Source organism: Bradyrhizobium sp. (assembly GCF_030646015.1).
GTDB lineage: Bacteria > Pseudomonadota > Alphaproteobacteria > Rhizobiales > Xanthobacteraceae > Bradyrhizobium.
On the sequence record NZ_JAUSLT010000024.1, the window covers coordinates 1 to 12,443 of the forward strand.

General features: G+C 64.9%; 12 protein-coding genes. 1 reads left to right on the forward strand and 11 read right to left on the reverse strand.

Going from position 1 to position 12,443, the window contains the following annotated elements; all coding sequences use genetic code 11:
• The 7 genes from ilvC to miaA form a co-directional block, all read right to left on the reverse strand.
• Nucleotides 1–815 (reverse strand): ketol-acid reductoisomerase (gene ilvC / locus Q7T45_RS03210; RefSeq protein WP_304867566.1); only part of this gene is annotated, 815 nt, incomplete at its 3' end.
• Between the two features lie 144 nt (nucleotides 816–959).
• Nucleotides 960–1,562, reverse strand: a complete 603-nt coding sequence (locus Q7T45_RS03215; protein ID WP_304867569.1) for a LysE family translocator — start codon at nucleotides 1,560–1,562, stop codon at nucleotides 960–962.
• A gap of 1 nt (nucleotide 1,563) precedes the next feature.
• The gene (locus Q7T45_RS03220; protein ID WP_304867572.1) at nucleotides 1,564–2,259 is read right to left on the reverse strand and encodes a class I SAM-dependent methyltransferase; all 696 of its coding nucleotides are present in this window, start codon (nucleotides 2,257–2,259) and stop codon (nucleotides 1,564–1,566) included.
• A gap of 4 nt (nucleotides 2,260–2,263) precedes the next feature.
• Entirely contained in the window at nucleotides 2,264–2,806 is a 543-nt protein-coding gene (gene ilvN, locus Q7T45_RS03225) for an acetolactate synthase small subunit (RefSeq protein WP_304867575.1), read from the reverse strand.
• Nucleotides 2,807–2,828: 22 nt separating this feature from the next.
• Complete coding sequence (locus Q7T45_RS03230; RefSeq protein WP_304867579.1) at nucleotides 2,829–3,815, reverse strand: threonine dehydratase; 987 nt, start codon at nucleotides 3,813–3,815, stop codon at nucleotides 2,829–2,831.
• Nucleotides 3,816–4,002: 187 nt separating this feature from the next.
• Nucleotides 4,003–5,778 carry an acetolactate synthase 3 large subunit gene (locus Q7T45_RS03235; RefSeq protein ID WP_304867582.1) on the reverse strand — a complete coding sequence of 592 codons (1,776 nt, stop codon included), beginning with the start codon at nucleotides 5,776–5,778 and terminating at the stop codon, nucleotides 4,003–4,005.
• 499 nt (nucleotides 5,779–6,277) lie between these two features.
• Nucleotides 6,278–7,189 carry a tRNA (adenosine(37)-N6)-dimethylallyltransferase MiaA gene (gene miaA, locus Q7T45_RS03240; RefSeq protein WP_304867585.1) on the reverse strand — a complete coding sequence of 304 codons (912 nt, stop codon included), beginning with the start codon at nucleotides 7,187–7,189 and terminating at the stop codon, nucleotides 6,278–6,280.
• A 4-nt stretch (nucleotides 7,190–7,193) separates the two neighbouring features.
• Between miaA and serB the strand changes: the two genes are divergently transcribed.
• Nucleotides 7,194–8,087 carry a phosphoserine phosphatase SerB gene (serB, locus tag Q7T45_RS03245; RefSeq protein WP_304867588.1) on the forward strand — a complete coding sequence of 298 codons (894 nt, stop codon included), beginning with the start codon at nucleotides 7,194–7,196 and terminating at the stop codon, nucleotides 8,085–8,087.
• Nucleotides 8,088–8,283: 196 nt separating this feature from the next.
• Here serB and Q7T45_RS03250 read toward each other — a convergent pair whose 3' ends face one another.
• The 4 genes from Q7T45_RS03250 to hflK all read right to left on the reverse strand — a co-directional run bounded on the left by Q7T45_RS03250 (nucleotide 8,284) and on the right by hflK (nucleotide 12,440).
• The gene (locus tag Q7T45_RS03250) at nucleotides 8,284–9,804 is read right to left on the reverse strand and encodes a Do family serine endopeptidase (protein ID WP_304867590.1); all 1,521 of its coding nucleotides are present in this window, start codon (nucleotides 9,802–9,804) and stop codon (nucleotides 8,284–8,286) included.
• 271 nt (nucleotides 9,805–10,075) lie between these two features.
• Complete coding sequence (locus Q7T45_RS03255) at nucleotides 10,076–10,276, reverse strand: DUF2065 domain-containing protein (RefSeq protein WP_304867592.1); 201 nt, start codon at nucleotides 10,274–10,276, stop codon at nucleotides 10,076–10,078.
• A gap of 104 nt (nucleotides 10,277–10,380) precedes the next feature.
• Nucleotides 10,381–11,289 (reverse strand): protease modulator HflC, encoded by a 909-nt coding sequence (gene hflC / locus Q7T45_RS03260; protein WP_304867594.1) that lies wholly within the window; start codon nucleotides 11,287–11,289, stop codon nucleotides 10,381–10,383.
• Nucleotides 11,286–12,440 carry an FtsH protease activity modulator HflK gene (gene hflK / locus Q7T45_RS03265; RefSeq protein WP_304867596.1) on the reverse strand — a complete coding sequence of 385 codons (1,155 nt, stop codon included), beginning with the start codon at nucleotides 12,438–12,440 and terminating at the stop codon, nucleotides 11,286–11,288. Before hflK ends, hflC begins: the two co-directional genes overlap by 4 nt.
• Nucleotides 12,441–12,443 lie beyond the last annotated feature (3 nt).

The following is a 12,443-nucleotide window of genomic DNA, read 5'->3' on the forward strand; positions in this document are numbered from 1 at the left end:
TTGGTTTCTTCGGTGATGATGCGCGGGCCTGTCACGTACTCGCCGTACTCGGCGGTGTTCGAAATCGAGTAGTTCATGTTCGCGATGCCGCCTTCAAAGATCAGGTCGACGATCAGCTTCACTTCGTGCAGGCACTCGAAATAGGCCATCTCCGGCGCGTAGCCGGCTTCCACCAGCGTCTCGTAGCCGCCCTTGATAAGTTCGACCAGGCCGCCGCACAGCACCACCTGCTCGCCGAACAGGTCGGTCTCGCATTCTTCCCTGAACGAGGTCTCGATGATGCCGGCACGGCCACCGCCGATCGCGGAGGCGTAGCTGAGGCCGAGGTCGTGGGCGTTGCCCGAAACGTCCTTGGCGATCGCGATCAGGCAAGGCACGCCGCCGCCGCGCTGGTATTCCGAGCGAACGGTATGGCCGGGACCCTTCGGCGCGATCATCAGCACGTCGAGGTCGGCGCGCGGGTCGAGCAGGTTGAAGTGGACGTTGAGGCCGTGCGCGAACACCAGGGCGGCGCCCTTCTTCATGTTGTCGTGCATGTGCTCGCGGTAGATGTCGCCCTGCAATTCGTCGGGGGTCAGCATCATCATCAGGTCGGCCCATTTGGCGGCCTCGGCGACTTCCATCACCTTGAAGCCGGCGTTTTCCGCCTTCTGGGCGGAGGCCGATCCCTTGCGCAGCGCGATCGCGACGTCCTTGCCGCCGGAATCCTTCAGGTTCAGCGCATGGGCGTGGCCCTGGCTGCCATAGCCGACGATGCAGACCTTCTTGCCCTTGATCAGGTTCAGGTCGGCGTCGCGATCGTAATAAACACGCATGGTCGTTCCCTCATAGGTGGCCAAATCGGCCGGTTAATCAGGCTTTTAGGTGGTCAGGACCGCCGGTCGCCCGCGAATTTCCGGGGTTGTCTAGAGCATTTTCCCCCTCAGGGGAAATCCGTTTCTGCATGGCCCGGTGCGGCATCATGCGTCCATGAACACCGGATAGAGCGAGGCCAGCAGCAATAGCGCCATGACGATGTTGAAGGCCCGCACCGCCCCCGGCGAGGTCAGGATCGGCCGCAGCGCACTGCCGAACAGCGCCCAGGCCGAACAGGACAATGTTCCCAGGAGCAGGCTGAGCAGGACCTGGAAGACGATATTCCAGGGAAAGCTGGCAATGCCGGCATAGGCGGTGATGGTGCCGATCACCATTACCCAGCCCTTGACGTTGATCCACTGGAACATGGCCGCGCCCCAAAACGTCATCGGCCGGCGCGCATTGTCCTGATCCGGCGCGGCCGGTCCGGACATCGCGATATGGACGGCGAGATAGACCAGATAGGCGACCCCGGCATATTTGAGGATCGTCTGCAGCACCGGATAGGTGATGAAGATGGTCCCGAGCCCAAGGCCCACCGCCCCGATCATGAAGGCAAAGCCGATCGTGATGCCCGCGACATGCGGCAGGGTGCGGCGGAAGCCATAGGTCAGCCCCGACGACAGCAGCATGATGTTGTTCGGCCCCGGCGTGAAGAACATCACGGTGGCGAAGATGACGAAGGCGATCAGCAGCGACTGCGACACGCTAGCCCTGCTCGCCGGGTTTCGGCTTGCGCAGCAGGTAGGTGCCGTGCAGCGGCGCGTGGTAATCGGCCGAGACCAGCGTGAAGCCGACATCGGTCAGCATGCGCTCGATCACCCAGCCGAAGGTGGAGTATTCGTCGCGCATGTGGGTGACGACGCTGTCGCGATCGAAGTCGTGGTTCTTGATGCTGAAATCGGCCCATGCCTCGACGTCGCGGTCGACGCCGTCGGGCATGCTGACGAAGACGATGTCGCGCAGATAGAAATTCGCGCCCGGTTTCAGCGCGGCATAGATTCGCGCCAGCGCCACCGCTTTCCAGAAATCGGGCAGATGATGCAGCGCGAATTCGCTGACGATCAGGTCATACGAATTGGGCTTATAGGCAAAACTCAGCAGGCCCGCGGGCTGGGTCCGGAGCGCGACCTTGCGGTCGCTGGCCTGGATTTTCGCCAGCGCCAGCATCGCCGGAGAAATGTCGATGGCGTCGACATCGGCGCCCATCAGCGCCGCCTCGACCGCCAGCACGCCGTTGCCGCAACCGATATCGGCTACCTTCCAGCCGCGCTGCACGCCGAGCATGGACAGCGCCGCGTGGGTGCGAACGTCGCTGTTGTCATGGCGGTCGTAGATCGAGGCGACCGCGGAATCCAGTCCGAGGCGACGCCGTTGCGTGTAGTACCAGTCGCGCGCCAGCATGGAATCACATCCCCTCGGGCCCGCGGACGATGGCGGCGACGCCGGTGCGCGAAACCTCGACGAGGCCGAGCGGGCGCATCAGGTCGATGAACTGGTTGATCTTGGCGGAGTTGCCGGTGATCTCGAACACGAAACTCTCGGTAGTGGCGTCGATGACGCGGGCGCGAAACGCTTCGGCGAGGCGCAGCGCCTCGACCCGGTGCTCGCCGGTGCCGCGCAGCTTCACCATCGCCAGCTCGCGCTCGATCGAGCGTCCCGTCAGCGTCATGTCGACGACGCGGTAGACCGGAATCATGCGGTCGAGCTGATGCTTGATCTGCTCGATCACCATCGGCGTGCCCGTGGTGACGATGGTGATGCGGGAGACGTGTTTCTGGTTCTCGGTCTCGGAGACCGTGAGGCTTTCGATGTTGTAGCCGCGGCCGGAGAACAGCCCGATGACGCGGGCCAGCACGCCCGGCTCGTTCTGCACGAGTACCGAGAGCGTGTGCGTCTCGATCGGATCGTGGCGATCTTCCATGAAATAGGCGGATGCGGGCTGGTTCATCGTTTCGTCCCCAAATTTGCGTTCACGCCGGCACCCTGCCGCCGGCGACGGCGGCTTGCGGAATGACCCAGCGGTTGAATAAGTCAAAATCGATATTGCCGCCGCTCAGGATCAAGCCGACCCGCTTGCCGCGGAGTCTTGGCTTGTCCTGCAAGGCGGCGGCGAGCGCCGCGGCGCCGGCGCCTTCGGCGAGATTGTGGGTATCGGTCCAGTAGGCGCGGATCGCGGCGGCGACCTCGTCGTCGCTGACCTGCACGATGCGCGAGCAGCCCTTGCAGATGATAGCGAGTGCATCCGGATCGGGCACGCGCGTCGCCATGCCATCCGCCAGCGTATTGCTGCTCTCGGTGGTCACGACCGTGCCGGCCGCAAAGGACAGCGCGTAGGACGGCGCTTCGGTCGATTGCACGCCGACGATCTCGGTTGTGAGCCCGAGCAGGTCGCGCGCCAGGATGCAGCCGCAGACGCCCGAGCCCTGCCCGATCGGCACATAAAGCACATCGATATCCCTGGCCTTCCGGAACAGTTCGAGCGCGTAGGTCGCGACGCCCAGCACCAGATTGCGGTGAAACGCCGGCACGATATGAAATCCCGTGGCGGAGGCGCGGCGAATCGCTTCCTCGCGCGCGGCCTGGAAATCCTCGCCATGCTCGACGAGGTCGGCGCCGAGCGCCCGCATCGAGTTATTTTTCTCGACGGAGTTGCCCTGGGGAACGTAGATCGTCACCGGCATGCGGTAACGGCCCGCGGCATAGGCCAGGCTCTGGCCGTGATTGCCGCGCGTGGCCGAGATGATGCCGATGGTGTCGGGCGCCTCGCGCTTCAGCAGATCGAGATAGACCAGTCCGCCGCGCACCTTGAAGGCGCCGATCGGCGTATGGTTCTCGTGCTTGACGATGGCGGTCGCGCCGAGCCGCTCCGACAACAGCGGCCACGCGTAGGCCGGCGTCGGCGGCATCGCCGCGCCGACCACGCCGTGCGCGTGTTCCAGTTGCTGCAGATCAAACATCGGCTTGTCTCAACAACGACGGTGAGCCCCCTCGCCCCGCTTGCGGGGAGAGGGTTGGGGTGAGGGGCTTTCTCAACGAGCGCGACTCGCGGAGACTCCCCCTCACCCGAAATTCGCTACCGCGAATTTCGACCTCTCCCCGCAAGCGGGGAGAGGTCGAGAAGGGATGCCGCGCTTGGTTCATCGTTTACACCAGCGCCTTGCCGCCGGCGAAGGCAGCGGCGGTGGCTTCGTCGTTGGCTTCCGCCGGCAGCAGCATTTCGTTATGCGCCTTGCCGGACGGGATCATCGGGAAGCAGTTTTCCAGCGCCGCCACCCGGCAGTCGAACAGCACCGGGCGCCTGACGTCGATCATCTCCTGGATGGCGCCGTCGAGGTCGCCGGGTTTTGTCGCGCGGATGCCGACGCAGCCGAAAGCGTCCGCCAGCTTGACGAAATCCGGCAGCGCTTCGGAATAGGTGTGCGACAGCCGGTTGCCGTGCAGCAGCTGCTGCCACTGCCGCACCATGCCCATATACTGGTTGTTCAGGATGAAGATCTTGATCGGCAGTTCATACTGAATGGCCGTCGACATCTCCTGCATCGTCATCTGCACCGAGGCGTCGCCGGCGATGTCGATCACGAGGCTGTCGCGATGCGCGACCTGGACGCCGACCGCCGCCGGCAGGCCGTAACCCATGGTGCCCAATCCGCCCGAGGTCATCCAGCGGTGCGGCTCCTCGAAGCCGAAGAACTGCGCCGCCCACATCTGGTGCTGGCCGACTTCTGTCGTGATGTAGGTGTCGCGCCCGCGCGTCAGTTCGAACAGCCGCTCGATGGCGTATTGCGGCAGGATGATATCGCTGTTCTTCTTGTATGACAGCGAATTGCGCGCCCGCCATTTCGCGACTTCCTGCCACCACGGCTTGATGTCCGGCCGCTTCGCCTCCGCCTTGAATACCTGCAACAGGTCGCCCAGCACGTTGGCGCAATCGCCGATGATCGGAACGTCGACGCGGATGTTCTTGTTGATCGAGGACGGATCGATATCGATGTGGATCTTCTTGGAGTTCGGCGAGAACGCATCGGTGCGGCCGGTGATGCGGTCGTCGAAGCGCGCGCCGACACACAGCATGACGTCGCAGTCATGCATCGCCATGTTGGCTTCGTAGGTGCCGTGCATGCCGAGCATGCCGAGCCAGTTCTTGCCCGAGGCCGGATAGGCGCCGAGGCCCATCAGGGTCGAGGTGATCGGGAAGCCGGTCACTTCGACCAGTTCGCGCAGCAACCTGGAGGCCTCTGGGCCGGAATTGACGACGCCGCCGCCGCTGTAGATCACCGGGCGCCTGGCCGAGGCCAGCAGCGCCACCGCCTTGCGGATCTGCCCGGCGTCGCCCTTCAGGCGCGGCGTGTAGGACAGATGAACGTCGGACTTGCGCGGCGGGTGATAGGTACCGGTGGCGAACTGCACGTCCTTCGGCACGTCGACCACGACCGGGCCGGGCCGGCCGGAGCTCGCGACGTAGAACGCTTCGTGCAGCACCTTGGCCAGATCGTTGACGTCGCGCACCAGCCAGTTGTGCTTGGTGCAGGGCCGGGTGATGCCGACGGTGTCGCATTCCTGGAACGCGTCATTGCCGATCAAATGGGTCGGCACCTGACCCGTGATGCAGACCAGCGGGATCGAATCCATCAGCGCATCGGCCAGCGGCGTCACCATGTTGGTGGCGCCCGGCCCCGAGGTCACCAGCACCACGCCCGGCTTGCCGGTGGAGCGCGCATAGCCCTCGGCGGCGTGGCCGGCGCCCTGCTCGTGCCGCACCAGGATGTGCTCGACGTCGCTCTGCTGGAACAGCTCGTCATAGATCGGCAGCACCGCGCCGCCGGGATAGCCGAAGATGTGCTTCACGCCATGATCGATCAGCGCGCGGACGATCATCGCTGCGCCGGTCATCTGGTTCGGATCGTGGCTGGTATCGCTCATGGCTTGCTCCGGATGCGCTGTGGTCAGCGGCTTTCTTCAGTTGGGTATTTTTCTTCAGTTGGGGTCTTGGGAAAATAAAAAGGGGCCCAAGAGGCCCCATGCACACCGCCCGAATATGGATGGCCTCAGCCACCCCCGGCGGTGCGCCTGGGTACGACGACGATAAGAAGTTTGGTAATAATATTACGCATTGGACGGCTCAGACTTCCCAAAGGTTGCGCGGAACATACTGCCCAAGCCTGAAAAGTCAAGCCACGGGGGCAATCGGCGCAGAAATACAGCTTAGCGGGGTTTTTTGCCCCGGGCGAGCGCAATTTGCTGGTTCCAGCCATGCGCGGGCGCGCTCTACAGGTCCCGTAGCCCGGATGAAGTCAGCGGATCGCGCGAACGCGCGTTCCGATGGCGTAATCCGGGGCGGGCGTCGCGTGTTGCTCCCCGGATTACGCCCTCGGGGCCTCGCTTCGCGCCGACCCGCTGGCTCCACCCGGGCTACGGGACTTCAAAACCGCTCCCGCGCCGCCTCCGGCCTCACCCACTCGAATTCCGGTAGCTGATGCCGGAACCAGGTGAACTGCCGCTTGGCGTAATGCCGGGTATCGGCGCGGCCGATCACGGCCGCCTCGTCCAGGCTGATCTCGCCCTGGAGATGCCGGATCAGGGCCGGCACGCCATGCGCCTTCATCGCAGGCAGCTGGGAATCGAGTTTTCGCGATGCCAGCGCCGCAACCTCGTCAAGCGCGCCGGCCGCAAGCATCGCATCGAAACGCGCGTCGATCCGCGCATAAAGCTGGTCGCGGTCGGGCGCGAGAAACAGCGCGCGGAATTGCGTCTCCGGCAATAGCGGCGGCAGACCGTCGCGATGCCATTCGGTCAGGGAACGCGAGGTCGCCTCCACCACCTCGAGCGCGCGGGCAATGCGGCTGCGATCACGCGGCTTCAGGCGCTCGGCGGAGGCCGGATCGCGCCGCGCCAGCTCGGCATGCAATGCCTCGACGCCGTCGCGTTCCAGCCGCGCGCGCACGCTTTCGCGGATCTCCGTGGGGATCGGCGGCACCGCCGACAGCCCACGCGTCAGCGCCTTGAAATACAGGCCGGAGCCGCCGGCAAAAATCGCCAGGCGATTTTGCGCGCGGAGTTCCGCCAGCACGTTTGCCGCATCGGCCACCCAGCTTCCGGCCGAGAAATTCACCGCGGCATCGACATGGCCATAGAGCCGGTGCGGCACCCGCGCCTCCTCCTCCAGTGTCGGCCGCGCCGTCAGCACGCGCAGGTCGCGATAGACCTGCATCGAATCGGCATTGATGACGACGCCGCCGGTGCTTTGCGCCAGCTCGAGCGCGAGCGCCGACTTGCCGCTGGCGGTCGGCCCTGCGATAAGCACCGCCTTGTCATTCTCCACGTGTGAAGCCACTCAGATGTCTCTCGTCGCCACGCTCATTTGCAACCCCGCCGCCCCCGCGCTCGATAGCACGGTGGTGAACGGCGCGCGCGCCGTTCTTGGCCAGCCCGAACAGGCGCAGTGGCTGTTCGACGAAGTGGCGGTCGACATCCCCTTCGAAGGCAGCCACGACGATATCGGCGCCGCCGTCACCCGCCTGCGCGAGGCGCGCGGCGACTTGCCTGTCGACATTGTGGTGCAGCCTCGGGCGTTCAGGCGCAAGAAGCTTTTTCTGGCCGACATGGATTCCACCATGATCGGGCAGGAATGCATCGACGAACTGGCCGATTTCGCCGGCCTCAAGGCGCATGTCGCCGGGATCACCGAGCGCGCGATGCGCGGCGAAATCGAGTTCGAGCCGGCGCTGCGCGAGCGCGTCGCGCTCCTGAAGGGATTGCCCGTCGGCGTGGTCGACGAGGTGCTGAAGACGCGCATCACGGCGACGCCGGGCGGCCGTGAACTGGTGATGACCATGCGCGCTAACGGCGCCTGGACCTGCCTGATCTCGGGCGGCTTTACCTTGTTCACCGGCGCGGTTTCCGAGCGGATCGGATTTCAGGAAAACCGCGCCAACGAACTCAAGGTCGAGGACGGCAAACTGACCGGCGAAGTCCGCGCGCCGATCCTGGGCCGCGCCGCGAAGCTGGCGACCCTGATCGAGCTGCGCGAATCCTTCGATCTCGACGAGATCGACACCATGGTGACCGGTGACGGCGCCAACGATCTCGGCATGATCCAGGCTGCCGGCCTCGGCGTCGCCTACCATGCCAAGCCCGCGGTCGCAGCGGCTGCCGCGGCCAGGATCGACCACGGCGACCTCACGGCGCTGCTCTATGCGCAGGGCTATCGCCGGGACGAGTTTGTGGGATAGTTTTTCAACGTCGTCCCCGCCTAGTGCGCAATTGCGCACGGGGCGCGGGGACCCATACGCCGTGGCCTTGCGTTGTTGCTCGGCGGCCGACGGATTCTGCTTCAACTAACGACGGTGGTTATGGGTCCCTGCTTTCGCAGGGACGACAGGATCATTCCGAGCAGCCAGCGCGACCCGTACGACTGAGCAACGTACCCTACTGCACGCCCAGCGCCACGAAGCGCAGTTCGCCTTCCGCGTTCGATACCAGCAGCAGGACGGATTTCTTGCCGTCCTTCTTCAGCTGATCGACCCGCTTCTTGATGTCGGCGGCGTTGGCGACCGACTCCTGCGCCACCTCGACGATCACGTCGCCGGCGCTGAGGCGCTTCTCGGCGGCGTCGGAGCCGCTGTCGACCCCGGTGACGATGACGCCCTTGACGCTGTCCTTGATCTTGTAGCGGGTGCGCAGGTCCTTGCTGAGGGTGGCGAGGTCGAGGCCGAGCGCCTTTTGCGTCACCGGCTTCTCGACGGGCTCCTCCTTGGTCTTGGCCGCGGTCTGCACCGCCTTGTCGTCCAGCAGGCGGCCGAGCGTGACCTTGCGGATCTCTTCCTTGCCCTTGCGGATGATGACGACGTCGACCTCCTTGCCGACCGCGGTGTCGGCCACCACGCGCGACAGGTCCTTCGGTTCCTTGATGTCCTTGCCGTCGAACTTGATCACGACGTCGCCGGGCTCGATGCCCGCCGGCTTGGCCGGACCCTTGTCCTCGACGCCGGCGATCAGGGCGCCGCGCGCCGGTTTGATGCTGAGGCTCTCGGCGATTTCCTCGGTGACCTGCTGGATGCGGACACCGAGCCAGCCGCGGCGCAATTCGCCGAACTGCCGCAGCGAATCCACCACGCCGACCACGGTCTTAGACGGCACCGCAAACCCGATGCCGATCGAGCCGCCGGTCGGCGAGATGATCAGCGTGTTGACGCCGACCACTTCGCCGTCGAGGTTGAACAGCGGGCCGCCGGAATTGCCGCGGTTGATGGAGGCGTCGGTCTGGATGTAGCTGTCATAGGGGCCAGTATTGATGTCGCGATTGCGCGCCGAAACGATGCCGGCGGTCACCGTGCCGCCGAGACTGAACGGATTGCCGATCGCGATCACCCATTCGCCGAGCCGCAGCTTCTCGGAATCGCCGAACTTCACCGCGACCAGCGGCTTGGCCGGCGGCTTGAACTTCAGCACCGCGAGATCGGTCTTCTTGTCGACGCCGACCAGCTCGGCCTTGATCTTGGTGCCGTCGTTCATGATGATGTTGATCTCGTCGGCATCCGCGATGACGTGATTGTTGGTCACGGCAATGCCTGCGGTGTCGACGATGAAGCCGGAGCCGAGCGAGTTGGTCTTGCGCGGCTGCGCCTCACCGCCCTTGGAGCCGCCTCCCGGACCGCCGCGGCGGTTCTTGAAAAAATCGTCGAAGAATTCCTCGAACGGCGAGCCCGGCGGCAGTTGCGGCGTCGCGCCCCGCTCGCCGCCGGAGGAGCCCCCCTTGGCTTCGACGGTCTGCGAGGTCGAGATGTTGACGACGGCGTCGATCACCTTTTCGGCGACGTCGGCGATGCCGTCGGGGCCCCGCGCCAAAGCCGGCCCGGACAAGACCGGCGCGACAAGCAGGCTTGCGGCGCAGATCGCGGCCATCAGGGGGCGCAGGCGATAGCTCGGGTATGGAATCGCACCGGTCATATCGGCTTCTCTCTTTGCGACGGGTCGGAATCTGGAGGCCACAGTGCGCCCGAACTGGTCTGCGGCGCAAGCATTTGAGCCGGACATTCCGGCGAAAAACCGGCGCCGGCGGCTCACGATCGCGTTGATCCCGCAACCTTTTTAGCGTGCTGGTATGATCGTCATTCCGGGATGGTGCGTAAGCACCAGACCGCAGGTGCGCAATTGCGCACCGGGGAATCCCTCGAGATTCCGGGTTCGCGCTAAACGCGCGCCCCGGAATGACGGAATGTTAGCGCCGGACAAACCAGATCAGGATCAGGCCGACGACCGCCGATCCGATGCCGACGATGCGCAGGATGTTGTCCGGCGTCGCCATGGCGCTCTGCATCGCCCGGCGCATCCAGGCCGGGCTTGCCGCGAACAGCAGGCCTTCAAGCACAAACAGGATGCCGAGGCCGATGAGGAAGTCGGCAAACGCTATGGACCTCATCGGACTGCAACCTCACCCTTGACGTTCTTTTTGACGGCAGCGGCCTTGTGGTCGCCGCAGGCGAAGCGGCACCCCGCTTCGCCCTGGTTCTTGTTCAGACAGCCTTACGGCTTCGGCGCAGCCGGCGCCGCCGCAACCGGCGGCTTGCCCGACGAGTTGCTGAAGAACTTGAAGAAGTCGGAGTCCGGCCGCAGCAGGAAGCGGGTATCGTTGCTGCGCAGCCCGTTCTCATACGCCGTCATCGAACGGTAGAACGCGAAGAAATCCGCATCCTGGCCGTAGGCTTCGGCGAACAACCGGTTGCGTTCGCCGTCGCCCGCGCCGCGCACCTGCTCGGCGGTGGAGTTGGCGTCGGCGATGATGACGACGGCTTCGCGGTCCGCCTTCGACCTGATCTCCTGCGCCTTCTGGCCGCCCTGGGCGCGGAACTCGGCGGCCTCGCGCTGTCGCTCGGTCTGCATCCGCTGATAGACCGCCTGGCTGTTCTGCTCCGGCAGATCGGCGCGCCGGATCCTGACATCGACGACCTCGATGCCATAGCCGTCGGCTTCCTTGTCGAGCTGGTCGCGAATCTTGTTCATCAGGCCCTCGCGCTCGTCGCGCACGACCTGGATGAACGTCACCTCGCCGAGCACACGGCGCAACGACGCGTTGAGCAGCGTGGTCAGCTGGATGTTGGCGGCCTGGATCGAGCCGATGCGCTGGTAGAACCGCAGCGCATCCTTGATGCGATAACGGGCGAAAGCATCGACCACCAGACGCTTCTGGTCCGAAGCGATCACTTCCTGCGACGGGTTTTCCAGATCGAGGATCCGCTTGTCGATACTGATCACGGTATCGATGAACGGAGCCTTGAAATGCAGGCCCGGCTCGGGGACGACGTCGACGGGCTTGCCGAACCGCACCACCAGCGCCTGCTGGGTCTGCGTCACCTGGAACACCGAACTGTAGCCGACGATCAGCACGACCACCAGCACGAGTAGCGCAACAACACCTGTGGTTCCGGACTTCATCGGGTGGCTCCGCTCTGTTGTTGCGGCTGACCGGCAGCCGGCGCGGCCTGTCGCCGCGGCGACAGCTCACTCAGCGGCAGGAACGGCACGACACCTTGTCCGGACGACGAGCCGCCGCCGTCATGGATCAGTTTCTCGGCACCGCCGAGGATGCGCTCCATCGTCTCCAGATAGATGCGCTGGCGCGTGACATCGGGCGCCTTCTTGTATTCGTCATAGACCTTCAGGAAGCGCGCGCTCTGGCCCTTGGCCTCGGCGATGGCCTGTTGCTGGTAGCCTTCGGCGACCTGCAGGATCTGCGCGGCGCGGCCGCGCGCGTCGGGAATGACGCGGTTGGCATAGGTCTGGGCTTCGTTCTGCAACCGCTCGAGATCGGCGCGCGCCGCCTGCACATCGCGGAACGCGTCGATCACCTGGGCCGGTGGATCGACCTTCTGCATCTGCACCTGCTGCACCAGAATGCCCGATCCATAGGAGTCGAGCGTCTTTTGCATCAGATCCTGCACGTTGGCTTCCGTCGTGGTCCGGGCGCCGGTGAGGATCGGCTGGATGTTGGCACGGCCAACCACCTCGCGCATCGCGCTTTCGGCCACCGCCTTCACGGTGCCTTCGGGATTCTGGATGTTGAACAGATAATTGCCGACGCCGTCAGGCTTGATCCGCCACAGCACGGTGAAGTCGACGTCGACGATATTCTCGTCGCCGGTCAGCATCAGGCTCTCTTCCGGCACGTCGCGCATCGTGCGGCCGCGCCGCGCCGGATCATCGATCAGGGACATGCCGACGTTGATGGTGGACACGCGCAGCGCCTTCGGCAACAGCACCGTCTCGATCGGATAGGGCCAGTGGTAATTCAGGCCCGGCTGCACTGTGCGGACATGCTTGCCGAAGCGCAGCACCACGCCGAGTTCCTCGGACTGCACGCGGAAAACGCCGGAGAACAGCCAGATGATCACCGCGATGAGCAGGATGATCGCGATGCCCATGCCGCTGAAATAGCCGCCCGGCAAAATCTGCTGCAGCCGATCCTGGCCGCGGCGCAAGAGGTCTTCGAGATCGGGCGGCCTCGGCCCCGCCGATTGCGGGCCTGAGCCCCAAGGCCCTTTCGGACCGGAGCCCCACGGGCCTCCGCCTTGATTCTTCCACGGCATCGA